The 23,916-nt window shown below is 69.9% G+C and carries 19 protein-coding genes; 7 read left to right on the top strand and 12 right to left on the bottom strand.

Translation table 11 applies throughout. From position 1 onward, the window contains the following. Window positions 1–409 precede the first annotated feature (409 nt). Both ACZ1DY_RS16770 and ACZ1DY_RS16765 read right to left on the bottom strand, forming a co-directional pair. Window positions 410–3,277: a S8 family serine peptidase gene (locus ACZ1DY_RS16770; protein ID WP_465485675.1), complete on the bottom strand. Its 2,868-nt coding sequence runs from the start codon at window positions 3,275–3,277 to the stop codon at window positions 410–412. Between the two features lie 213 nt (window positions 3,278–3,490). Next, window positions 3,491–5,053 carry a deoxyguanosinetriphosphate triphosphohydrolase family protein gene (locus ACZ1DY_RS16765; RefSeq protein ID WP_126731831.1) on the bottom strand — a complete coding sequence of 521 codons (1,563 nt, stop codon included), beginning with the start codon at window positions 5,051–5,053 and terminating at the stop codon, window positions 3,491–3,493. 43 nt (window positions 5,054–5,096) lie between these two features. Between ACZ1DY_RS16765 and ACZ1DY_RS16760 the strand changes: the two genes are divergently transcribed. Next, window positions 5,097–6,224 (top strand): lycopene cyclase family protein, encoded by a 1,128-nt coding sequence (locus ACZ1DY_RS16760; RefSeq protein WP_465484883.1) that lies wholly within the window; start codon window positions 5,097–5,099, stop codon window positions 6,222–6,224. Window positions 6,225–6,296: 72 nt separating this feature from the next. Beyond that, window positions 6,297–7,982, top strand: a complete 1,686-nt coding sequence (locus ACZ1DY_RS16755; protein ID WP_465484882.1) for an EAL domain-containing protein — start codon at window positions 6,297–6,299, stop codon at window positions 7,980–7,982. 52 nt (window positions 7,983–8,034) lie between these two features. Here ACZ1DY_RS16755 and ACZ1DY_RS16750 read toward each other — a convergent pair whose 3' ends face one another. From ACZ1DY_RS16750 to ACZ1DY_RS16740, 3 genes are read right to left on the bottom strand one after another with little or no spacing between them, the layout of a single operon-like run. After that, complete coding sequence (locus tag ACZ1DY_RS16750) at window positions 8,035–9,195, bottom strand: sulfotransferase family protein (protein WP_465484881.1); 1,161 nt, start codon at window positions 9,193–9,195, stop codon at window positions 8,035–8,037. 10 nt (window positions 9,196–9,205) lie between these two features. Next, on the bottom strand, window positions 9,206–9,988 hold the full coding sequence (locus ACZ1DY_RS16745; RefSeq protein ID WP_257487695.1) for an SDR family oxidoreductase: 783 nt from the start codon (window positions 9,986–9,988) through the stop codon (window positions 9,206–9,208). Then, entirely contained in the window at window positions 9,985–11,154 is a 1,170-nt protein-coding gene (locus tag ACZ1DY_RS16740; RefSeq protein WP_465484880.1) for a hypothetical protein, read from the bottom strand. Before ACZ1DY_RS16740 ends, ACZ1DY_RS16745 begins: the two co-directional genes overlap by 4 nt. An 87-nt stretch (window positions 11,155–11,241) precedes the next feature. On the opposite strand from ACZ1DY_RS16740, the gene ACZ1DY_RS16735 reads away from it, so the two are divergent. Then, complete coding sequence (locus ACZ1DY_RS16735; protein WP_465484879.1) at window positions 11,242–12,120, top strand: IclR family transcriptional regulator; 879 nt, start codon at window positions 11,242–11,244, stop codon at window positions 12,118–12,120. Between the two features lie 226 nt (window positions 12,121–12,346). Here ACZ1DY_RS16735 and ACZ1DY_RS16730 read toward each other — a convergent pair whose 3' ends face one another. Continuing rightward, window positions 12,347–12,814 carry a nuclear transport factor 2 family protein gene (locus tag ACZ1DY_RS16730; RefSeq protein ID WP_465484878.1) on the bottom strand — a complete coding sequence of 156 codons (468 nt, stop codon included), beginning with the start codon at window positions 12,812–12,814 and terminating at the stop codon, window positions 12,347–12,349. A gap of 77 nt (window positions 12,815–12,891) precedes the next feature. Here ACZ1DY_RS16730 and cysD point away from each other — a divergent pair, with 77 nt between their 5' ends. Beyond that, window positions 12,892–13,800: a sulfate adenylyltransferase subunit CysD gene (gene cysD, locus ACZ1DY_RS16725; RefSeq protein ID WP_465484877.1), complete on the top strand. Its 909-nt coding sequence runs from the start codon at window positions 12,892–12,894 to the stop codon at window positions 13,798–13,800. Then, window positions 13,800–15,626 carry an adenylyl-sulfate kinase gene (gene cysC, locus ACZ1DY_RS16720; protein WP_465484876.1) on the top strand — a complete coding sequence of 609 codons (1,827 nt, stop codon included), beginning with the start codon at window positions 13,800–13,802 and terminating at the stop codon, window positions 15,624–15,626. Before cysD ends, cysC begins: the two co-directional genes overlap by 1 nt. 224 nt (window positions 15,627–15,850) lie before the next feature. Here the strand turns inward: cysC and ACZ1DY_RS16715 are convergent, their stop codons facing one another. Genes ACZ1DY_RS16715 through ACZ1DY_RS16700 form a run of 4 tightly spaced genes read right to left on the bottom strand, consistent with a single transcriptional unit; the run spans window position 15,851 to window position 19,365 of the window. Further along, window positions 15,851–16,888 carry a serine hydrolase gene (locus ACZ1DY_RS16715; RefSeq protein WP_257487701.1) on the bottom strand — a complete coding sequence of 346 codons (1,038 nt, stop codon included), beginning with the start codon at window positions 16,886–16,888 and terminating at the stop codon, window positions 15,851–15,853. 18 nt (window positions 16,889–16,906) lie between these two features. After that, entirely contained in the window at window positions 16,907–17,560 is a 654-nt protein-coding gene (locus ACZ1DY_RS16710) for a response regulator (protein WP_465484875.1), read from the bottom strand. Continuing rightward, on the bottom strand, window positions 17,557–18,786 hold the full coding sequence (locus ACZ1DY_RS16705) for a sensor histidine kinase (protein WP_465484874.1): 1,230 nt from the start codon (window positions 18,784–18,786) through the stop codon (window positions 17,557–17,559). Before ACZ1DY_RS16705 ends, ACZ1DY_RS16710 begins: the two co-directional genes overlap by 4 nt. Window positions 18,787–18,795: 9 nt before the next feature. Further along, window positions 18,796–19,365, bottom strand: coding sequence for a TetR/AcrR family transcriptional regulator (locus ACZ1DY_RS16700; protein ID WP_126731811.1), 570 nt, complete (start codon window positions 19,363–19,365; stop codon window positions 18,796–18,798). A 90-nt stretch (window positions 19,366–19,455) separates the two neighbouring features. On the opposite strand from ACZ1DY_RS16700, the gene ACZ1DY_RS16695 reads away from it, so the two are divergent. Then, window positions 19,456–20,673 (top strand): MFS transporter, encoded by a 1,218-nt coding sequence (locus ACZ1DY_RS16695; protein ID WP_465484873.1) that lies wholly within the window; start codon window positions 19,456–19,458, stop codon window positions 20,671–20,673. Between the two features lie 13 nt (window positions 20,674–20,686). Then, entirely contained in the window at window positions 20,687–22,651 is a 1,965-nt protein-coding gene (locus tag ACZ1DY_RS16690) for an ABC1 kinase family protein (RefSeq protein WP_465484872.1), read from the top strand. On the opposite strand, the gene lepB is transcribed toward ACZ1DY_RS16690, so the two are convergent. Beyond that, window positions 22,575–23,375 (bottom strand): signal peptidase I, encoded by an 801-nt coding sequence (gene lepB, locus ACZ1DY_RS16685; protein WP_465484871.1) that lies wholly within the window; start codon window positions 23,373–23,375, stop codon window positions 22,575–22,577. The genes ACZ1DY_RS16690 and lepB overlap by 77 nt on opposite strands. Before the next feature lie 22 nt (window positions 23,376–23,397). Next, window positions 23,398–23,727 (bottom strand): YnfA family protein, encoded by a 330-nt coding sequence (locus tag ACZ1DY_RS16680; RefSeq protein ID WP_126731805.1) that lies wholly within the window; start codon window positions 23,725–23,727, stop codon window positions 23,398–23,400. Window positions 23,728–23,916: the final 189 nt, after the last annotated feature.

The following is a 23,916-nucleotide window of genomic DNA, read 5'->3' as shown; positions in this document are numbered from 1 at the left end:
TGCCCGTGCGGCTGTCGCCGTATCGCGGCAACGGCGGACGCGTGCAGGCGTTGCGAAAGCCACTTTCGCAACGTTGAAGGTTGCGAAAGTGGCTTTCGCAACGCCCGCCGCGGCAGGGACGAGTAAACGCGACGCTCCCAATCGGCGGTGTCGCGAAAGCCACTTTCGGGACACCAGACGTCGCGAAAGTGGCTTTCGCGACACCACCCGACCCACCTGGCAAGCCAGAAGCCCCTGCCCGTGCGGCTGTCGCCGTTTCGCGGCAACGGCGGACGCGTGCAGGCGTTGCGAAAGCCACTTTCGCAACGTTGAAGGTTGCGAAAGTGGCTTTCGCGACACCAGCCACCACGCGAAAAGGTCCCCTTCCGCCGGCTCAGTCGAGGGAAGGGGACCTTCACGAACAAGAGGACTACACCGGCTTCACCGGCCCACGCCCGACCGACTTCCCGACACCCGCGGGCCGCTCCGCCACGCCGGGCTGAACGAAACCGTTGATGTGCAAGGAGATCGCGCGGATCGACCCGGTGTCGCCACCGGCGACGTCCACCGCGGTGAACTTCCACGTGCCGTCGGCCGCCGCACCGGCCAGGCCGCCGAGCGCCTGCGCCGGCTTGTAGGTGCCGGTGAACGGCGCGTTCGCCGCGCTCACCGAGCTGAACGCGGCGGCCGCGCTGTCGGCGAAGACGACCTGGCACAGGTTGTTGCCCGAGCCGCCGCTGCGCTGGAACACGGTCGCCTTCGCGCCCGAGGGCGAGGTCAGCGTGCCGACCAGGTCACCGACGTACGAGTGGTTGATGCCCACCGTCGTCGAGGTCTGGTCCGCGTTGCAGGTCGCGCCGTCCACCGAGAACGTCAGCTTCGACGCGCGCCCGACCCCGCTCACCGTGATCGGCACGGTCACGCCGGTCGGGTCGCTGTCCGGGATCGCCACGGCGTCACCGGTGTAGGCGAAGTCCCGCGAAACCGGCGACGGGGTGCCGACCGGCAGCGAGAACGTGGACGTCGTCGGCGAGTACGAACCCGCGAAGGTCACGCGCGCGTTCAGCACCACCGGCACCCCGAGTTCCTGCGTGGCGGGAACGGTGATGGTGAAGTCGTTCACGCCGGTCTGTCCGGGGCTGATCGTGCCGTACGACTTCGACCGCGGCGCCACCGTGACCCCGGGGGTCGGGCTGGAGAGCACGACGCTGGTGGACGTCGCGGTGCCGTCGCCGCGGTTGGTGACCGGAAGGGTGACCTTGGCGGTGTCGCCCGGGTCGAGCGCGGAGCCGCCGTCGGCCGGGGTGACCGTCGGCTGGCCAGCGGACGCGAGCGGCTGCGGGCTGGCGCCGGTGTAGGCGAGCACCTTGTCGGCGAGGATGACGCCGGCGCCGCTGGAGTTGTCGCGGCCGGGGGCGAGGATGTCGACGGCGGTGTTGACCAGCGCCTCGCGCACGTCGGCCGGGGGCAGCCCCGGGTTGCCCGAGAGCACCAGGCCCGCGATCGCGGCGGCGTGCGGCGCGGCGGCCGACGTGCCGTAGAACGTGGTGAAGCCGGTGACGCTGGTGGAGACGCCGTCAGCCGCGGTGATGTCCGGCTTCGCGCGGACCTCACCACCGGTCGCGGACACGTTGCCCGGGGTGATCGGCGTGCCGTCGGCCTGGTAGAACATCCGCCGCGGACCGTCCGAAGTGAACCGTTCGACCTTCGTGGCCGCGCCGAACGCGCCGGGGAACGGACCGGCCGGGTTGGCCGGGTCGCCCGGTTCGAGGGCACGGGGGAACGCCTTGGCCGCCGGTGCCGCCGCGACGCTGAACGCGTCCCGCGCGGCCGAGTGCCCGACGGTCACGCCGGGGCTGGTGTAGGCCTTGAGGCCGTCGGCCGAGTCGGAGAACCGGCCGCGCAGCGCGGACAGCGAAAGGTAGCGGCCTTCACCGGAGAACTTGACGATGGCCAGGCGCAGCCCGGCGACGCCGGTGGTGTCCACCCGCTCGTAGGCGTCTTGAGTGCCGCTCTGGACGTCCTGGCTGAAGTCGACGACGTTGCCCGCCGCGTTCAGCAGGTACAGGTCGTAGTCGTTGTTCGAGGCGCCCAGCGGGTCGGACCAGAACAACGTGACCGGCACCCGGCCCGACGCGTTCGAGAGCGGCTGGAAGATCTGGTTGCCGTCGGCACCGGCGAAGTTGTGCGCGGTACCGGCGTATTTGCCGACGCTCTTGCCGGAGTCGACGAAGTCGCCTTCCCAGTGGCCGGAAGTGCCGTCGGTGACGTTGCCCTCGTTACCGGCCGAGGAGAAGTACAGCGCGCCGTCGGCGGTCACGTCGTTCACGGCCTGGGCGATGATCCAGTCCTGGAACGGCGATTCCTTGAAGTACAGGACGTCGTCGACGATGACGTCGCAGCCCGCGTCGAACCGCAGTTTGCGGATGTTGTCGGCGAAACTGGCGTCGGAGTTGAACGCGCTGGCGAAACCGAGCGACGCGTTCGGCGCGAGATCGTGGATGATCTCGAGCATCGCGGTGCCCTCGTCGCCGTCGCCTTCCTGGCCGGGGATCACGTCGACGCCCGCCGGGAGTTCGCCACGTGCCTGCGAGGTCGCGAGCGAGTCGATACCGTCGGACAGCGCGCAGATCTTCGTGCCGACGCCGGTGACGCCGAACTGCTGGCGAGCGGTGTCGGCGTTGTGCGCGCGGTCGCCCTCGCTGTTGACCGGTCCGGCGGCGATACCCGGCTGTCCCTTGGCGTCGACGGCCTTCTTCAGCTCGTCCGCGATCCGGGTGGCCTTTTCTTCCTTGCTCTCGCGCTTGCCCGCGACGGCGGGTTCGGCGAGCTGGCGGGCGGTGAACGCCTCGTTGGCGGTCTCGACCTTCTTGACGTCGGCGCGGGCCGCGATCGCCGGGACCGCGTTCAGCGGAACCTCGGCGCGTACGCTGCCGTACCGTTCGGACACCGCGCGAATCCCCGCACCGGATTCCCGCAGTCCCTTGAGGAGTTCTTCCGAGACCTGGCCCCGGATGTCCACGAGTACGGTGCCGGCCGCGGAGACATTCGCCCCAGACCCCAGTGCGGGAACCGCGGAAGCCGACATCCGCTGCGCGCGGAGTTTCTGCTCGACCAGCAGTCGGCTGTCCACTTTGGACTCGCCGGCGTTCTGGCTCTTCTTGATCGACTGCAACGCCTCGATCTGCCGGACGGTGTTCGCCGAGAACGCGTCCGGGGATCCGCTTTCCGCCGCCGCGCCGGGCGGGCTCACCAGGCCGAGCGCGGTGACGAGGGCAGCGGTGCCCGCGGTCAGGATCGTTCTTCTTCTCCTGCTAGAACGGGTTGGACGCACGTGCGCCTCCGATTCCTAGGCGCGTGCCCCGACTCACGCTGACCGACGCCGGCGATCACCGGCTCGATCAAGCTAAGTACCGGGCGCGCACCGGCGGCAGGCGCCGTTCGGGTGACGTCTGATGGGTATTTTCCGGATTCGGCCGCAGGCCGTGGGCCGTTCAGGGTAATCGCGCGGCTACAGGACGAAGGAGTCCGACCAAGGCTGCGACGCACGGCCCGACAAGCCGTCCATAAGGGTCACCGCCTGCTTGTCCGTCAGGGACGCCACGAAGTCGACGACCGCCCGCCCGCGCGCCAGACCGCGGACGGCGTCGGCACCGGTGACCGGTTCCCCGGTCGCTCCGATGAGCAGTTCCGGCGACGTCCGCGCCAGCGCGGAGAATTCGGACTGGGCCAATTCCACCAGGTCGTGCAACCGTCGCGGAAGCCGGTAGAACTCGTCGCGATCGAGCAGCCACGCGTCGAGCGCGTCGACCAGTGTGGTCACCAGGCTCGCCTGTCCGCGTTGGTGCAGCGCGAGTTCCGGGCGCAGCAGCACGAACCGCCGGTGCACGAATTTCAGCACCTGCACCTCGTGCCACTGGGCGGGACGCAGCGTGAGATGCCCCGTCCGGGTCGACGGCGAAGCCACCACCTGGACACCGTCGACGAGCCGCGCGGTCCATTTCGCGGAGAAGGCGGCGGTGGCCTGTTCGGCCTCGATGGACCCGTCGAACCCGGTGGCGAGCAGGCCGTCGACGAGTTCGGCTCGGACACGGGCGACGGCGCTGGTGAAGGCGTCGTCGTCGACGATCCAGCCGTCCTTGGCGTGCATCCGGCGGCGCAGCCGTTCCAGCGAACGGCCGGGCAGCCGCCGCTCCGCGGTCAAGGTCGCGTCGTCCAGTGCGGCCAGGTCCAGCGCGTGATCGACCCAGCCGGAGAACTCGGCGGCGACCGGCGCGTGCTGCAGGACCCCGATCCGGTGGAAGTCCTGGAGATCGTGGATGGCGTAGGCGATGTCGTCGGCGGTGTCCATCACGGACGCTTCGACGGTCTGCTGCCAGGGTTCGATCCGGCCGTCGAACGGGGCCCGCGCCTGGGTGAAGTCGTCGAGTTCGGTGCTGTAGGCGGAGAACTTGCTCGCACCGGTGCCCGGGGCGTCGGCGGGCTCGGCCGCGCCGCGCGGCTGGACGGGCATCGACGTCGGATGCGGGTCGGGCACGTGCAGCCGCGCCCACGGGTACTTCAGCACCGCGGCGCGCACCGCCGTGGTGAGGTCGAGCCCGGAGGCGGACGGGCCGCGCACGTCGGTGGTGGTGATGATCCGGAACGACTGCGCGTTGCCTTCGAAACCGTCGGCGAGGCCGAAGCGGTGGCGGGCGATCCGGTCCAGGGTCTGCTCACCGAGGTGCCCGAACGGCGGATGCCCCAGATCGTGCGCGAGCGACGCGGCCTCGGCGACGTCCGGATCGCAGCCGCCCAGTTTCGCGGCGAGCTCGGCGGAATCGCTGCTCGCGTTGATCCGCTCGGCGATGGCGCGCGCGACCTGCGCGACCTTGAGGCTGTGCGTGAGCCGGTTGTGCAGCAGGCCGGACCCCCCGGCGCTGACCACCTGCGTCACCCCGCCGAGCCGGGCGAAGAACGGCGACGCGGCGATCCGGTCCCGGTCGATCCGGAACGGGCTCGTGGCGAGGTCGGTGAACCCGGCGCTTTCGCTCTCCGGATCGCGCCGCCACGTCCTCGGGTCCGTCTGTTCCATGCGTGACACCGTATCCGTCGCGGCGGCGTGATGAGATACGCAGGTGACGGACGTGGTGATCGCGGGCGGCGGCCCGGCGGGGCGTGCGCTCGCGCGCGCCTGTGCCCGGCGTGGCCTGGAGACGGTCCTCGTCGACCCGGCGCCGGGCCGCCGCTGGCGGGCGACCTACGGGTTGTTCGCCGACGAACTGCCCGCGCTGCCCGGGAGCGCCGTCGCGTGCGCGCCTTCGACCACGCTCGCCTTCGGGACCAGGCGGCATGTCCTGGAGCGGCGCTACCTGGTGCTGGACAACGACGGCCTGCGCCGGTGGCTCGACGGTGGCTACGACGTCGTCGCCGGGACGGTGTCCGGCGTGGACCACGGCGGGCAGGGTTCGTCGGTGCGTCTCGAGGACGGACGAACCCTCGCGACCGGCCTGTACGTCGACGCGTCCGGTGTCCGGCCGCGAGGCGTCCGGTACGAACAGACGGCGTTCGGCGCCGTCCTCCCGGCCGAGGACGCGCTGCGCCTGGTCGACGGCCCCGATACCGCCGTGTTCATGGACTGGCGGGAGACCGAGTCCGGATTCCTGTATGTCCTGCCGCTCGGTGACGGCACCGTCCTGGTCGAGGAGACCTCGCTGGCCCGCAGGCCGGGCCTGCCGCTCGACGTCCTGGCGGCGCGGCTGCGAGCCCGCCTGAGGGCGGCCGGGCTGACGTCGCGCGGGCGCGAGGAGCGCGTGCGGATCGTGCTCGACGTGCCGGTGCCCCGCCGCGGCCGGACCGTGCCGTTCGGGGCCGCCGGCGCGCTGGTGCATCCGGCGACCGGGTACAGCGTCGCGACGTCGATCCGGCTCGCGGATCCGGTGGCCGACGCCGTGGCCCTGGCTTGGGATCGAGGCCCCGCCGCGGCGTCGTCGGCCGCGCACCGCGCGCTGTGGCCGTCTTCGGCACGCGCCGTGCACGGATTGCGACGGCATGGCCTGCGCGCGTTGTGCGGGATGCCGCCCGAACTGGTTCCGGTGTTCTTCGATCGGTTCTTCACGTTGCCCATCGCGCTCCAGCGAGCATTCACCAGCGGCCGCGAAGATGTTTCGGGTACCGCCGAAGCGATGTCGGCGCTTTTCCGGTTGTCACCATGGCCAGTAAGAAAACACCTGATCGGGTGGCGTGCATTACGCCGTTCTAGGTAACCCAGGTGCCTTCACGATGAACATCAGTTGACACGTATTTCGTTTCGTGCCGCCACCCGCGAACATTCGCTTGTGACGTTGCAGATCGCTGTCCGCTTCGCTTACCAGCCGTTGTACAGCCTGCACACCGGTGGCGTCGTCGCGTTCGAAGCATTGGCACGGCCAGGCCGCGGCACCGCCCACGAACTGCTCGCCGACGCCCGGCGCAGCGGCAGGCTGGCCGAGGTCGACGTCGGCCTCGCCGCCGAGGCCGTCCGGCAGCTGCGCGAACCGCAGGCCACCCTCCCCCTGCACCTGAACCTGTCCGCGCGGACCGTGGCGGCGCCGCCGTCGCAGTTCGACCCGCTGACCGACGCGCTCAGCCTGGCGGGCCGCCGGACCAGGGACGTCGTGCTGGAGATCGGGCCGCCGTTCACGCAGATCCCCGCCGACCTGCTGCTCACCGGCATGCGACGGCTGACCGAAGTCGGGTTCCGGCTCGCGCTCGACGGCCTCGGCCGCGGCGACCTCCCGCTCACGCTGCTCGCTTCGGCGCCCGTCGACCTGGTGAAACTGGACCGCAGCGTGCTGCGCGGCCTGCCGCACGACCCGGCCGCCGTCGCGGTGGTCGAGGCGGTACTGCACTTCGCGTCCCGCACGGACAATCGCCTGGTCGCCACCGGCCTCGAAACCACGGAGCAGCTGGAGTCCGCGCGGCGGCTCGGCGTGCGGATCGCGCAGGGCAACCTGCTCGCCCCGCCGGACGGCGACCACGCGCCGCTGCCCGCGCCGGACGCGCCGGGGCCGTTCATCCCCGGCACCGCCCGTGCCCGCCGTGTCGGCGACTTCCTCCGGCCCGCGACCACGCTGCCGGAGGACGCGACCTGCGACGACGTACGCGAGGTGCTGGCCGCCGCCGACGGGCCGAGCGGCATCGTCGGCATCGACGACCGGCACCGTCCACAGTGGTCGATCGACCGGACGCGGTTCCTGGTCGCGGTCACCGGCTTGTACGGACACGCCCTGCACGCCAAGCGGCCGGCGTCGCGGCTCGCCGACCGGCCGCACACGATCCACGCCGACGCGAGCGCGCTCGAATTCCTCGAACTGGTCACCGACGCGGACTGGGGCCGGACCGGCGACGACGTCGTGGTGGTCGACGACCGCGGCCGATGTGTCGGCGTGGTGCTGGTGAACGAGGTCGTCCGCGGGGTCGCGGAGGCGAAGGTCGAGGAGGCGGTCTCGCTGAGCCCGCTGACCCGCCTGCCCGGCAGCGACGCCGTCGCCAGGGATGTCGACCGCCGGATCAACGCGCGGGAGCCGTTCGTCGCGGCCTGGCTCGACGTCGACTCGTTCAAGACGGTGAACGACACCGCCGGGTTCGCCGCGGGCGACGACCTGATCCGCGCGCTCGGCCGGACCCTCACCGATCTGGAGGCCCGGCTGCGCCGGATGCGCGTCAGCCACGTCGGCGGGGACGACTTCCTGATCGCCTGCGACGTCGACGAGATCGGCACGGTCGCCGCCGCGCTGCTGGACACGGCGTGGTCGGCCGACGGGCTGCCGGTGACGGTTTCGCTGGCGACCCTGGTGTGCGGGCACGGCGCGATCCGGTCCTACAAGGACGCTTCGCGGCTCTTGGCTCCACTGAAGAAACGCGCCAAGGAGGTCCCGGGGTCGAGCTGGGTACTCGGGCGGCCGGGCTCGGACCGCGTCGAGGTCCTGCGCGGGATCACGACGCGCGGTCTCCCCTCGCAACGCGCGGCCGCGGGCTTCTGACCTCCCGCATTTCGTCCTCTGAATGCGGTAGTCGCGCGTGCAAGGACCGCAGTCAGAGGTCGTAGGCGGCGCGGTATGCCGAGAAGCGTTCGTCGACCTCGCCGGCGGTGAGCCCGAAGTCCGCGAGGTCATACCGGTGCACGGGTTTCCGTTCCCCGGACCGGCTTTCGGCGTGCACCACGGTCATCGCGTCCCGGGCGGCGTCGCTCAGCGGCAGCCCGAAATGCCGGTAGACCCCTTCGACCGTACCGATCGGGTCGGCGACGAAATCTTCGTACCGGACATCGCAGAACTGCGCCGGATCGTGACGTTTCCTTGCCTCCAAAGACTTTTCCGCACCGCGCGCCCAGAGGTCCAGCTGGTTGCGGCCGATCACGTCGCCGCGGAAGACGTCGGACCAGCCCGCCGAAGCCTGCTCGTTCAGGCTGCACACCGACGCGACGATCGTGCTCGGCGCGCGATGGGTCTGGACGATCAGCGCGTCCGGATAGACCTCCAGCAGCGCGTCGAGCGCGAAGAGATGGCTCGGATTCTTGAGCACCCAGCGGCGCCCGGCGTCCGGCAGGCCGATGAGCTGCAGGTTGCGCCGGTGCCGGTGATAGGCGTCGGTCCAGCTCTGGCCGTCCAGCCAGCGCGAGTAGGAGGGCACGTGCGCGAGGCATTCGTAGGACACCGATTTCAGCGACTGCCGCAGGAGCTGCCAGCATTCCTCGACCTGGTCGGCGGACATGTGGTGCAGGCCCATGAACTCGGGATGTTCGACGTGGTGTTTCTCGTAACCCGCCTGGATCCCTTGGAAGACCGGGTTCTGCGCCCAGGTCTCGCGTGGCGGACGCGGTTGCGGCACTTCGGTCAGCCAGACTTCCAGCCCCTGGTGCGCCGGGTCCTCGGTGAGCAGCCGGTGGAGTGCCGTGGTCCCCGTGCGCGGCAGGCCGGTGACGAAGATCGGCCGTTCGATGGGAACCTCGGCGTATTCCGGATTCTGCTTCCACGAGGCCTCGCTCAACGACCTCGCCACCAGGGCGCCGCGCAGGAACGCGCGATGGATCTTGTTGCCGTACGGGGTCAGCCCCGCCTCGCCGGCGTACGAATCCAGCAGCACGCGGAGACCTTCGAGATGATCCTCGCCGCCGAAGTCGTCCAACCCGGTGAGTTTCGCCGCCGACGCGTGCAGATCCTCCACGGTGCCGACGTTTTCCCGCCCTGGCAGCATGTTCTCCCTCTCAGTGGTGGTATTCGCCGGCGTTGACGTCGAGGCACTGACCGGTGACACACCGGGCGAGCGACGAGGCCAGGAACACGACGGTGTCGGCGATCTCGTCCGGTTCCGGCAGGCGGCGCAGGTCGATCGTCTCCGCCGTCTCGGCGTACACCTGCTCCGGCGGCACCCCGCGTTCCTTGGCCAGGTAAGCGAAGTACCACTTCAGCGAATCCGCCCAGATGTAACCCGGCGCCACGGAATTGACCCGGATCCCGCGCGGCCCGAGTTCCGACGCGAGGCTCTGTGCGAGCGCGAGCAGGCTCGCCTTCGCCATCTTGTACGCGCCGAACGTCCGCCGGGAATGCCGCAGTACGGCCGAATTGATCATCACCACCGAACCGCCGCTCTCGGCGAGCGCGGGCGTGAACAGGCGCGTGAGCCGCAGTGCGGCGAGCACGTTGGTCTCGAAGCCGGCCCGCACGTCGGCGAGGTCGACGTCGGCGAGATCCATGATCGGCGGGATGGCGAAAGCGTTGTTCACCAAGGCGTCCACCCGGCCGAACGCCTTCACCGCGGCCTCGGCGAGGTTCGCCGCCGAAACGTCGTCGGTGATGTCGGTGGGCACGGTGACCGCGCGGCGGCCGAGCGCGTCGACCTCCTTGGCGACTTCGGCGAGCCGGGATTCGGTACGGGCGGCGAGGACGACGTCCGCGCCCGCGGCGGCACAGCGGACGGCGATCGACCGGCCGAGCCCCGGCCCGACGCCGGAGACCACGATCACCTTGTCCCGCAAGAGATCCGTCATCCCAGCATCCTCGCCGCGACCGCCTGCTGACGGGCCGAGATCCGGTCCGCCCACCCTTGTGGGGTCACGCGCGCGTCGTCGTAGAAGGGCAACCGGTCGGCGAGTTCGCCGAACTTCACCACCTCGACCTCGGGCCCGTCGGCCTTCTCCAACGCGCGGGACAGGCGCTGCCACCGGATCTGGACGTAGCCGCGGTCGTGTCCGGCGCGTTCGAGCCAGTTCGCCAGGCCCGGGTCGCGTTCGCTGATCACGAAGCGGATCTTGCCGTCCGGGTCGACCCGCGCCTGGTCGGCGGTGAGGCTCGTCTGATGGTTGATGTAGTCCAGCGAGAGATACCAGACGCTGCCGAGCTGGATGCCCTGGTACGGCGCGTCCGAACGCGGCACCGTCACGATCATGACCTCTTCGTCGCCGAGTTCGTAGTGCCCGGCCGACGAGTACTGCGTGGTCAGGCCGCCCGGCGTTGGCCGCGGCTCGGTCATCGTGTTCACCGGCAGGTTCAGGTAGAACCACTTCGGGAAGGCGAGGAAGGTGCGGAGCCTGCTCAGCAGGATCTTGCCGGTCACGCCGTAGCGTTTGGCCAGCCCGTCACGGGTGAGCGGCGCGGGCGCGCCACCCGCGGTGTCGGCGCACTGGATCTGGATCGTGCCGCGGCGTTCGGTGGCCCAGTCGCTGTAGACCTCGCGCACCACGAGCATCGACGAACCCGGGCCGAGCACGAAATAGTTGGGGCCGGGGTCGGGTTTCGCCGGACCGAAGCGGAGTTCGAACGAGCCGTCCTCGGCGATCTCGATCTCGCGGTCGTCGAAGGCGGCGAGGCTGTCCGGCACTTCGACGGGCGAGTAGTCGCCGTTGAGGACCTGGAAACTGACGTCGGCCGTGCTCCCCCGCGTCCCGGTGACGACGTATTCGCGGTCCTCGCGGATGTTCGCGTTGAAGTACAGCGTGTCCGGGTTGTCGAGGCCCATCTTCGTGTACGGCCCGGTGGACTGGGTGAAGAACGGATAGTCCCGTTCGTAGGCCCACGCCATCTGCAGGGACGCGCGGATGCTGCCGGCGAGGTAGTCGTATCCCTCGACCAGGTCCTGTTCGGTCCGGATGTGCGGCGCCTCCGCGATGATCTTCTCGGCTTCGACGATCGCGTCCGCGAACGGTTGAGTGAGCACCGGCGACTCCCCATACTGGTACAAATACGTACCGGCTTGGTACGTTCTTCGTGCCATCAGACTAGAACGCGTTCTAAGGATGGGTCAATGACCCGGCGCTCACCGCCCACCGAGCGAGTCGTGCGGCTGCTCGACTTCTTCGCCGCGCACCCAGGCCGTCGCTTCGGCCTCTCGGAACTCGCCCGCGAGCTGGACCTGGCCAAGCCGACCTGTCTCGGCATCGTCACCGAACTGGCGGCGGGCGGCTACCTGGTCCGGGACCCTCAGCCGGTCACGTACCGGCTCGGCCCGGCGATGGTCGCCGCCGGCCGCGTCGCGAGCGAAGGTTTCGGCGCGAGCGAGGTCGCGCGCCGTCATCTGGAGGAGCTGAGCAGGCGATACGGCGCCACGTGCACGGCGTCGGCCGTGGTAGGCGACCGGATCCTGATGCTGCAGAGCGCCGGCCCCGGCCGGATCAAACTGGGCGAGACCTACCCGTTCGCGCCGCCGGTGGGCCTGATGTACGTGCTGTGGGATTCCGACGCGGCGTTCGACGCGTGGCTCGCCAAACCGCCGGCGGTTCCGGTGAGGCTGGACGAAGCACACCTTCGCCGCGTCGTCGCCGAATGCCGGGAGCACGGTTACCTGGTCGAGAGCCTGACTTCCGCGGGCCGTCGGCTCTACGCGCTCATGGCGGGCGTCGGCGCGGAGGAACTCCCGCCGGAGGTGCGGGGCCTGGTGGGAGAGCTCGTGTCGAGCCTCGGCGAGCGCGTCTACCTCGGGGCCGATCTGGAACCGCGTCGCAAGCACGCGGTGAGCCTGCTCGCCGCGCCGACGTTCGACGCTTCGGGACGGCAAGAGCTCGTGCTCACGCTTTCGGTCGGCGAACCGATCACCGGCGCGGAGATCGCGCGGCGGGGCGCGGCGCTGGTCGCCACCGCCGACGCCGTCACCGCCGAATCCGGCGGCCGCGACCCCCGCGTTTAGTCCTCTGAATGCGGTCCTTGCGCGTGCAACTACCGCATCCAGAGGACCAAATGCGCAGACCGCGTGCTCAGGCACGAGACACGCGTGATCAGAGGCGTAACACGCGTGCTTGGAGGCGTAACACACCCGAGCCGGGATCGGGACTGTCTTCCGGCTTCAATCACGCGAGTTACGGCTTCAATCACGCGAGTTACGGCTTCAAGCACGCATGTTCCGGGTTTGCACGTCAGGAAGCCCACCGGTTCGCGGTGAGCTTCAGGCTCGGCACGTCGTCCATCGACATCATCGTTTCGTACAGCCGGTCGTACTGGGTCGAGGCGGTCAGCCACACGCCGTCCACCCGCCGGTAGGTGTCCTCGTAGTACGCCGCGCCCTCGATCACCACCCGGTGCTCGGGCACGATCACCTTGTCCCGCATCAGCCAGGTGCCCGTCGCGGTGTCGCCGTCGACGTCGATCTCCGGCTGCCCGGCGAAGTGCACCGTCGTGACGCCGGGGCCGACCGCGTTCCGAAAGAACTCGACGATCGCTTCACGGCTGTCGAAGGTCAGCGGTTTGCCGTACGACGGCGTGCCATAGCGCGCGTGCGCGTCGGCGGTCAGGGTCTCGGCCATCTCGTCCCACAGCTTGAGGTCGAGGCAGCGGAGGTAGCGGGCTTTGAGGCGACGGATCTCTTCGAGCGCGACCAGGTCCATGCCGACAGCGTCCCCCAGCCCTTGACCTAGCACAAGAACTTGTTCTACTTTTCTGATCTCGAACCACGGAGGTCACGATGGCGTCCCCGGCATACGAGCTCACCCACCTCGAAGCACTGGAAGCCGAAGCCGTGCACATCTTCCGCGAGGTCGCGGCGACCTTCGAACGGCCGGTCCTGCTGTTCTCCGGCGGCAAGGACTCGATGGTGATGCTCCACGTGGCGGCCAAGGCGTTCTGGCCGTCGCCGCCGCCGTTCCCGGTGATGCACGTCGACACCGGGCACAACTTCGACGAGGTCATCGAGTTCCGTGATCGCACCGTCGACACGTACGGGCTCCGGCTCGTCGTCTCCAGCGTCCAGGACGACATCGACGCGGGCCGGGTCGTCGAAGACCCGAAGGCCGGCCGCAACCGTCTCCAGACCGCCGCCCTGCTCCGCGGGATCCGCGAGCATTCCTTCGACGCCGTGTTCGGCGGAGCGCGGCGCGACGAGGAGAAGGCCCGCGCGAAGGAGCGCGTGTTCAGCTTCCGCGACGAGTTCGGCCAATGGGACCCGCGCAATCAGCGGCCGGAGCTCTGGGACCTCTACAACGGCAGGCACCGCAAGGGCGAGCACATCCGCGTCTTCCCGCTGTCGAACTGGACCGAACTCGACATCTGGCAGTACATCGAAGCCGACGACATCGACCTGCCGTCGATCTACTACTCGCACCGGCGCGCGGTCGTTCAGCGGGACGGCATGCTGCTCGCGCACACCCGGTTCCTCACCCTGAACGAAGGCGAAAGCCCTTACGAGGCAACGGTCCGCTTCCGCACCGTCGGCGACGCGACCTGCACCGGCTGTGTCGAGTCGACGGCGACGTCGCCGGGTGAGGTGGTCGCCGAGGTGGCGGTCAGCAGGCTCACCGAACGCGGCGCCACCCGCGCCGACGACCGGATCTCCGAGGCGGGTATGGAAGACCGGAAGAAGGAAGGCTACTTCTGATGAGCGCTTCGCTGGTCCGCCTCGCGACCGCGGGCAGTGTCGACGACGGGAAGTCGACCCTGATCGGCCGTCTGCTGTTCGACTCGAAGACGGTGTTCACCGACCAGCTCGAAGCTATCGAACGTGCCGGCCGCGACCGCGGCGAGGCGTACCCGAACCTCGCGCTGCTGACCGACGGTCTCCGCGCGGAACGCGAACAAGGCATCACCATCGACGTCGCCCACCGCTACTTCGCCACGCCCCGGCGGAAGTTCATCATCGCCGACACACCGGGACACGTGCAGTACACCCGGAACATGGTCACCGGGGCGTCCACCGCGGATCTGGCGCTGATCCTGATCGACGCCCGCAAAGGCGTGCTCGAACAGTCGCGCCGGCACGCGTTCCTGGCCAGCCTGCTGGGGATCCCGCATCTGGTGCTGTGCGTTAACAAGATGGACCTGGTCGGCTGGTCGCGGGAGCGCTTCGAGGAGATCCGCGAGGAGTTCCGCCGCTTCGCCATGAAACTCCAGGTGCACGACCTCACCTTCGTGCCCATGTCGGCGCTGCACGGTGACAACGTCGTGCACCGCGGTGCCAGTATGCCTTGGTACGAAGGGACTTCCCTGCTGCACCACCTCGAACAGGTGCACGTCGCCTCGGATCGCAACCTCATCGACGCGCGATTCCCCGTGCAGTACGTGATCCGCGAGCACAGCCGCGACTTCCGCGGCTATGCGGGCACCGTCGCGGGTGGGGTGTTCAAACCCGGCGACGAGGTCGCCGTACTGCCGTCCGGCTTCACCACGACGGTGCGCGCGATCTGGGGCCCGGGTGGCACCACGGTCAGCGAAGCCTTCGCCTCGCGGGCCGTCACGATCGAGCTCGAAGACGACCTCGACCTCGGCCGCGGTGACCTGATCTGCCGCCCGGGCAACCGGCCCCACACCAGCCGGGACGTCGACGCGATGGTGTGCTGGTTCTCCGAACAAGGAGCTTTGAAAGCGGGGAACACCTTCCTCGTGCGGCACACCACCAGGGAGACCAAAGCCGAGATCCGCGCGCTGGACTACCGGCTCGACGTCACCACCCTGCACCGTGACGAGACCGCGAAGTCGTTGTCCCTCAACGAAATCGGCCGGATCCGGCTGCGCGCCCGGCAACCGCTGCTGTTCGATTCCTACCGCCGCAACCGCTCCACCGGCGGCTTCCTCCTCATCGACGAGCACTCCGGGGCGACGGTCGCGGCGGGGATGATCACCGGTCCGAGCGTGACCGCGTCGAACGTCGTCTGGCACACCGCAGCGGTCAGCAGGGCGGAACGGGCGACCCGCGGGCTCACCGTCTGGCTCACCGGGCTTTCCGCGTCGGGCAAGTCGAGCGTGGCCGTGGAACTGGAGCGGCGGCTGGTCGCGTCCGGCAGGCCCGCGTACCTGCTGGACGGCGACAACCTCCGGCACGGGCTGAACGGGAACCTCGGCTTCAGCCCCGCCGACCGGGCCGAGAACGTCCGACGCGTCGCCGAGGTCGCGAAGCTGTTCGCCGACGCCGGGGTGGTGTCGGTGGTCTCCCTGATCAGCCCGTACCGGGCCGACCGCGAACTCGCCCGCGCCGCGCACGAGGCGGCCGGGCTGCCGTTCCTCGAAATCTTCGTCGACACCCCGCTCGAAGTCTGCGAAGACCGCGACCCCAAGGGGATGTACGCGAAGGCGAGGGCGGGCGAGATCAGCGGGTTCACCGGGGTCGACGCTCCCTACGAGCAGCCGGAGAGCCCGGATCTGGTGCTGCGCCCGGAAAACGGGGATCCGGCCGCGATGGCCGCGCTGATCCTCGCCGCCCTGGAGTAGCTGAACTCATGGTGGCCTGTTGAGGGATAAGGCGTGTTGCGAAAGCCACTTTCGCAACCTTCAACGTTGTGAAAGTGGCTTTCGCAACGTCGGCGGGTGGCTCCAGAGGTCGATCGTGATGCGACGTCGCCTCGGTGCCGGCACAGCACGTCGCGAAAGCCACTTTCGCGACGTCTGATGTCCCGAAAGTGGCTTTCGCGACATGAGCACCGACCCCGCCCCCTTCAGCCGCCGTTGGTCGCCCGATACGGAGCGGTCGCGTAGGTGCGGGCGGTGGCCGCCGTCAGCTTCTCGACCGAACGGAACATCGTCTTCCCGAGCTTCGCCCGCGCCTTCAACGCCGGATGCGTCGCGGCGTAGTCGTCCTTGTTCACCGCCGGATCGCCCGCGAACTCGCCGGAGGCGAACAGCGAATAGGTCAGGACCGGCTTGCCGTCCGCGCTGAACATCACCCCGGCCTCGTTGCGGCCGTCGTTGAACCAGCCCGCCTTCGTGGCGACCCGCAGCCGCTCGGCCGAGGTCAGGCCGAGCCGCACGCCGTCGGTGAACGCGCTCAGCGAACGCAGGATGTTCAGCAGGTACTCGGTGGACTTCGCCGAAAGCAGCGTCCCGCCGACCAGTTTCCGCAGCAGCGTATGCGTTTCGGCCGGCGTCGTCCTGCCGAGGAAGAAGCGGTTCGGGTTCGCCACGGGAACGACCTGGGTGTGCACGAATCCCTTGCCGCGCAGGATCTCATTGAGCTCGGCGGCGGGGCAGACCAGCCCGCACAGGCGGACGGCCGTGTTGTCGGACAGCGTCAGCAGCGCGGCCATCGCGTGCCCGAGCGTCACCGAACTCGGGTACGCGCCGTCGAGGGCGAAGATGCCGTCGGTGTCCTTGATGACGATGTCGGCCGTGACGTCGACGCGCTGGTCCAGGGTGAGCAGCCCGCGGTCGATCTTGTCGAGCACCGCGGTGGCGACGGCGATCTTGTTGACGCTGTACGCCTCGACGACCTCGTCCGCCCGCTCGGACACGGCGGGCACCAGGTTTCCGGCGGAATCCGCGACGCTGACGTAGGACGACCAGGTGCCGCCCGCCTTCGCGGTTTCCCTGGCGTACACCGCGGAAATCCGGCGCGCGGCAGCCGAAGCGTCGGCGGCGGGAGTGTCTGATTCGGACTCTTCGGCGGCCTGAGCGATTTGCGCCGACCCGAGCACCGCGCCCGCGGCGGCGACCGTGCCCAGCCCCAGCAGGCGACGGCGATTGACGTTGGTGTCCACTCCGGAACCCTATCGCGTTCAGCCCGCCGGCGTGACGAATCCGGTGTCGTAGGCCTTGATCACGGCTTGCGTCCGGTCCCGCGCGCCGAGCTTCGCGAGCACGTTCCCGACGTGCGTCTTGACCGTCTGCACACCGAGGTACAGCTCGCCCGCGATCTCCACATTGGACAGCCCGCCCGCCATCAGCCGCAGCACCTCGCTTTCGCGTTCGGTGAGCCCGGCGCCGGCGAGACCGTCCTGCGGGCCCCGGTTCGCCTGCTGCGCGGCCAGCCGCCGGATCGCGGCCGGGAACAGCAGCGACTCCCCCGCCGCCACCGTCCGGATCGCCGCGACGATCTCCTCGGGCCGGGCGCGCTTCAGCAGGAAGCCGCTCGCTCCGGCGAGCAGGGCGTCGTACACGTAGTCGTCGTTCTCGAAGGTGGTCACCACGATCACCTTCGGCGGACTGTCCATAGTGGACATCAGATGCGTGGTCGCGCGGATCCCGTCGACCGAGGGCATCCGGACGTCCATCAGCACGACGTCGGGCCGGAACCGCGAGACCAGCCCCGGCACCTCGGCGCCGTCGGACGCTTCGCCAACGACCTCCAGGTCGGGTTCGGAGGCGACGATCGCCCGCAGCCCCGCCCGGATGAGCTGTTCGTCGTCGACCAGCAGCACCCTGATGCTCATCGCCGTTTCCCCCATGGCACCGCCACCTCGACCTTCCAGAATCCGTCCGCCCGGCCCGCGGTGATCGTGCCCCCGAGCACTTCCACCCGTTCCGTCATTCCCCGCAGCCCCCGGCCGCCCCCGTCGCGCGACGGCTCCGCGGCGCCGAGCGGGTTCGACACCCGCAAGCGCAACAGCTCCGTTCCGGCGTCGACGAGGACCGTCACCGGAACCTTACCGGCGTGCCGCAGCGCGTTCGTCAGGCATTCCTGCAGGATCCGGTACGCCTCGCGGGAGACGACCGGCGGCACCGAGGCCGGTTCGCCCCGCACCTCCGCCGCCACCTCGGCACCCGCCAGCCGGGTCGCTTCGACCAGCGCCGGAAGCTCCGCCAGCCCCGACTGCGGCGTCCGTGACGACGCCTCGTCACGCAGCAGCCCGAGCACGTGGTCGAGGTCGTCCAGCGCGGCGCGGGCGGAGTCCTCGATGGCGGTGAGCGCCTGCTCGGTGAAATCGGGATCCGACCGCAGTGTCCGGCGCGCGGCCCCGGCCTGGATGGTCACGACACTCAGCGCGTGCCCGACCGAGTCGTGCAGTTCGCGCGCGAGCCGGTTGCGTTCGGCGAGTTGTTCGGTGCGCCTCTCCAGCTGGGCGATCCGCTCCGCGGCCGAGATCCCCAGCAGGCTCTTGGCGCAGCGGGTCAGCACCGCGCCCGCTCCCCACACGACGTAGGCGAGCACGACGACGCCGAGCAGGAACGCCAGGGGGATCCACGCGCTCGCCCAGCCCTTCGGCACCTCGATCGGGTCCTCGGTGGACAGTGCGATCCGGCCGGTGAACGGGGCCGCGATCGTGAATCCGAACGCGACCGGGACGACCAGGCTCACCAGGCTGACGACGCAGCCGGTGCTCACGTGCAGCAGGAACATCGCGGTCGACCGCAGCCGGACGGGCCAGCTCGACGCGGGCCCGAACGTCACGCCGGGGACGGGATCGTCCAGGAGTTCCCGCACGGCCGCCCCCTCCAGCACCCGGACCGCGGGGATGAACGACGACGCGACCATCACCAGGACGACGGTGATCATCGCGATGACGAGGCCGCGTTCCACCGTCACGACGAGGGGAAGCAGCGACGGCACCACGATGGCGGCGAAGAGGATGTACGGCACGCTCAGCGCGCCGCCGAGGATGAAGTACACCCACCGGCGGTAGGTCGCCCGGTCGACGAGCGGGCCGAATAGTCGCATGCGCTCTTTCTAGCGCGTGCCGGCTTCGTGCGTATCCCTCACGAGTATCTCCGCGATCTCCCTCGCGAGCGTGACGCGGTGCGCGTCCCCGTCGATGCCGGTGTGCGCGACGGCGCCTTCGAGCAGGAGGAAGAGCTGTTCCGCGAGCCGTTCCGGATCGGCCGCACCGGGGGCGTCCTCGCGGAGGAGCTCGGCGAATTTGGCCCGGACCGCCGCCTTGTGCCGCCGGATCACGTCGAGGCCGGGATGCCCCGCGGTCAGTTCGGCGGCCGCGTTGAGGAACGCGCAACCCCGGTCACTCCCGAGCCGCGGGTGCTCGATGTAGGCGTCGAAGACCACCAGCGCCCGAGGACGATCGGCTTCGGCCAGCCGCTCTTCGAGGTACGCCCACCAGACGTCGTGACGACGCCGCAAGTACGCGACGGTGAGCTCGGTCTTCGACCCGAAGCACGCGTACAGGGTCTTCTTCGTGACGCCGGCGGCTTCGGCCACCGCCGCGACACCCACCGCGTTGAGGCCCTCTCGGTAGAAGAGCTCACTCGCGGCACTCAGGACACGCTCGCCGGCTGGGGTCAGCATGGCTCCGAGTATACCGATCGGTTGACCTGAGCACGAAATGCGGGAACACTCGTGAACTATACCGATCGGTATACACCTGAAGGAGAGCTGATGGTTTCTTCGTACAAACGCGAGCTGACCCTCACCGCGGCCGGCTTGTCGCTGATCGCGGTCTCCTACGGACTCGCGAGGTACGCGTACGGCCTCTTCGCGCCGACCCTCCGGACGGAGTTCGACCTCGGCGGCAGTGCTCTCGGCGCCATCGCGGCGGGAAGTTACGTCGCGTACTGCCTCGCCGTCGTCGCCTCGACCGTCATCACCACCCGCTGGGGCGCGCGGGCGGGCGCGCTCGCCGCCGGGACGGCGGCCACCGCGGGAACCGCCTTGATCGCGTCCGCGCCGAACGCCGGCGTGCTCGCCCTCGGTGTCGTCCTCGCCGGCGCCAGCACCGGCCTGGCCTCCCCTTCCCTCGCCGACGCGGTCTCCCGCGTCGTCCGGGCCACCCGCCGTGACCGTGCCCAGTCCGTGGTGAACGCCGGGACCGGGCTCGGCGTGCTGATCTCCGGCCCGGTCTCCCTGCTCGCCATCGGTGACTGGCGGATGGCCTGGTGGGCCTTCGCCGCGGCCTCGGCGCTGGTGACCTTGTGGATCGCCCGGGTCGTTCCGCCGGTGAAGGAGGACCGCGCACGCGGGCTGCCGGTGCCCCTGTTCCCGCCCGCCACCGGGCGGCTGCTGCCCGCCGCAGCGACGCTCGGCCTGGCCAGCGCCGCGATCTGGACGTTCGGCCGGGACATCGCCGTGAGCGCCGGCGGGCTCGACGAGACCGCGTCGACGGTGGTGTGGATCGTGCTCGGCGCGGTCGGCCTGGCTGGCGCGTTCACCGCCGAACTGACCTCGCGGGCGGGACTGCGGCGTGCCTGGTCCGCGGGGATGCTCCTGTTCGCGGCCGCCACCGTGCTCTTCGCCCTCGCCACCCGTTCGCTACCCGCGCTCGTCATCGCGGCCGCGGCCTTCGGAGCCGTCTACATCGGACTGACCGGCGTCCTGATCCTCTGGGGCACCAGGGCCTACCCGACGGCGCCCGCGTTCGGGGTCGGCGTGGCCTTCCTGGCGCTGGCACTCGGCCAGGCCGCCGGGGCGCCGCTCATCGGTCTCCTCGGTGATCTCCTCGACCTTCGCGCCGGTTTCCTCGCGGCGGCGGCGATCGCCGTTCTCGGCGTCCTGTTCGCGCCCCGGGAGGCGACCACCACCTACAACTTCGGGGTCCGCTCCCTCGCAAGGGTGAGCACCGTCCCGCCGGAGCGGGAATCCAGCGCGGACCGCGCGTGATGTGCTCTTCGGCATGAACCTGCTGCTCGGCCTGCTCACCCTGCCCGTCTACGCGCTGATGCTGTGGCCGCTCGTGGTCGCGGCCCGCCGCGTGCTGGGTGTGCGGATCGGCGTGATCCGCGCGTTCTGCGCCGCCGGTTTCGGCTGGCTCGTCGCGGGCGGCATCCTCAGCGCGTTCCCACAGGCGATGTACGCGGGAGGCGCGTTCGCCGGACTGGTCATCCCGGTGGCGGGCGGCGCTTTCCTGGCGACGCTGATCTTCCTGTTCGTGGCGGAACTCGCGCTGCCGTCCGGTTCGGGGCTCGGCCTGATCGGCAGGATCCGCTCGGTGCGGCGCCGCGTGGCCCGGACGCGGCGCTACTCGCAGATCACCCGGATCGCGATCAAGCACGGTCTCGGCCGGTACCTCACCGGCCGTCGCGAACCCGGCCTCGCCCAGGTCCGGCACGCCAAACTGGCGCGATCGCTGCGCCGCGCCCTGGAGGAGGGCGGCGTGACGTTCGTGAAACTCGGCCAGCTGCTCTCGACGCGGTCCGATCTGCTCCCGCCGGTGTTCGTCGACGAGCTCAGCAAACTCCAGGACCAGGTCGCCTTCGCCGACGCCGACGAGGTCGCGACGGTGCTGCGGGAGGAGCTGGGTGGAAACCCCGACGAGATCTTCGCCGAATTCGACCCGGAACCGATCGCGGCCGCGTCGATCGCGCAGGTCTACCGGGCGAAGCTGCGTGACGGGCAGGAAGTGGTCGTCAAGGTGCAGCGCCCCGGCGTGCAGGCACTGGTCGACCGGGACCTCGACATCGTCCGCCGCGTGGCGGCCGCGCTGGACCAACGCGCGGAATGGGCGCGGTCGCTCGGCGTCGTCGACCTCGCCGAAGGATTCGCCGACGCACTCGTCGAGGAGCTCGATTTCCGCACCGAAGCCAGGAACATAGAAGCGGTCGCGGCGGCCTACTCCGGTACCGAGGTCGCCCTGCCGACCGTCCACAAAGAACTGTCCACCGAACGGGTACTGGTGATGCGACGCCTCGAAGGCAAACCGCTCGCCGCCGCGCGGGAGCAGGTCCCGGCCGAGGAACGGGCCGGCCTCGCTCGCTCCATGCTGCGATGCGTGCTCGGCCAGGTGATGGGCAGCGGCGTCTTCCACGCCGACCCGCATCCCGGCAACGTCCTGCTGCTCACCGACGGCAGGCTCGGCCTGCTCGACTTCGGCTCCGTCGGACGGCTCGACTCCGGCCTGCGCGGCGGGCTGCAGAACCTCATCCTCGCCCTCGACCGCGGCGACCCGGCCGCGTTGCGCGACGGCCTGCTGGAGATCGTCGACCAGCCGGACGAGATCGACGAGCGTCGCCTGGAGCGGGCACTGGGTTCCCTGGTGGCCAAGCATTTCAACCACGGGCAGGCACCCGATCTCGACATGTTCACCGACCTGTTCCGGGTGATCGCCGACTTCCGGCTCAGCGTGCCCCCGCCGATCGCGGCGGTGTTCCGTGCACTGGCCACTTTGGAGGGAACGCTGGCCGCGCTGGCGCCGGGATTCAACATCGTCGTCGAATCCCGCGCCTACGCCGCCGAGCAGGTGGGTGCCGGGTTGCGGCCGGAGTCGCTACGGTCCACGGCCACCAACGAATTGATGGCGCTCCTGCCCGTGCTGCGACGGCTGCCGCGCCGCGTCGACCGGATCGGCAACGCGCTGGAGCAAGGCAGGCTTTCGGTCAACGTCCGGCTGTTCTCCGACGAACGCGACCGCGACGTGGTCACCGGCCTGGTGCACGAGATCCTGCTGGCGTTCGTCGGGGTGGCCACCGGGCTGATGGCCGTGCTGCTGCTGGGCAGCGCGACCGGCCCGGAGGTGCTGGACGGGGTCACGCTGCACCAGATGTTCGGCTACAACCTGCTGGTGGTCAGTGCGCTGGTGGGATTGCGGCTGCTCTTCGTCGTTTTCCGGCGGAGCGGGCAACGGTCACGATCGTCCCGATGACACCGAGGACCACGAGCCCGGCGCCGGCGAACATGAGGTTCCGCGAGCCACGGAACCCGGTGTCGGACACGGGATCCCCGGGAAGGCCGGCCTCGACGAAGGCGGTGGTCTGCGGGAAGGGCTCGGCGGTCAGGGTGCCCCCGATGCCGACGACGACCCCGTTCACCTTCGACAGCGGCACGGCGCCGTCGCCCGGCATGCCGACGTAGAGCCGCGAGTCGCGGGAGTTGTTCCGTTGATCCCCCGCGACGAACACCGCGCCCGGCGGAACCTGGACAGTGAAGGGCATGTACTCCTTGCGCCCGTACCCGTTCTCGTCGTCGGTGTACGGCTCCTTGACCGGCTTCCCGTTGACGGTGATCAGGTTGTCGTTCGTGCAGCAAACGACCTGATCACCACCGATACCGATCACCCGCTTGACGATCTGACCGTCGCCGGGGCTCGCGTCCGGGAACGCGGAGAGCTCCACGAGCACGACCGCGCCGCGAGGGATCTCGGCGAGCGGGGTCCAGCGGTAGAGCACGACCGTCCCAGGCTGGACCGTGGGCAACATCCCGCCGCTGGGAACACTCACCATGCGATAGTTCATCAGGGTCACGAACCCGTATCCCCCGGTGCCCACGCCGACGACCGCCAGCAGGATCATCACGAACAGCAGCGGCGAGAATCTTCGCTTCGGCCCGGGTCTGTCGGCGGGCGGAGCGGGGAAATCCGTTTCAGTCACAGCGCAGACTAGCGCCGTTCGCTCAACCTCGGGGCGCGTACATGATGACTCCGACCCCGGCGAGACAGATCAAGGCGCCGATCACGTCGTAGCGGTCCGGCCGGTAGCCGTCGGCGACCATCCCCCACGCCAGCGAACCCGCGACGAACACTCCGCCGTACGCGGCGAGGATACGGCCGAAGTTCGCGTCGGGCTGCAGGGTCGCGACGAAGCCGTAGAGGCCCAGCGCGACGACTCCCGCGCCGATCCAGAGATAGCCGCGGTGCTCCCGGACGCCCTGCCAGACCAGCCAGGCGCCGCCGATCTCCAGCAGCGCGGCGAGCGCGAACAGCGCGATGGACCGGATGATCATGTCCGCAGCCTATTGCGGCGCGGTCCGACCCTCACGTCGTGAAGGGCCCCTTTGAGACGTTCAACGTCTCAAAGGGGCCCTTCACGACACGAGGTTTCGCGTGCTCGACCGGACGACTCGCGTGATCCGGCGGACGACACGCGTGTCTGGATGGACGACACACGCCCCGCCACGAGACGTCCACGCAAT

This window comes from Amycolatopsis sp. PSD-21 (assembly GCF_055561455.1).
The sequence above is the reverse complement of the archived record's forward strand: the minus strand, read 5'-3'. Positions and strand labels throughout refer to the sequence as shown.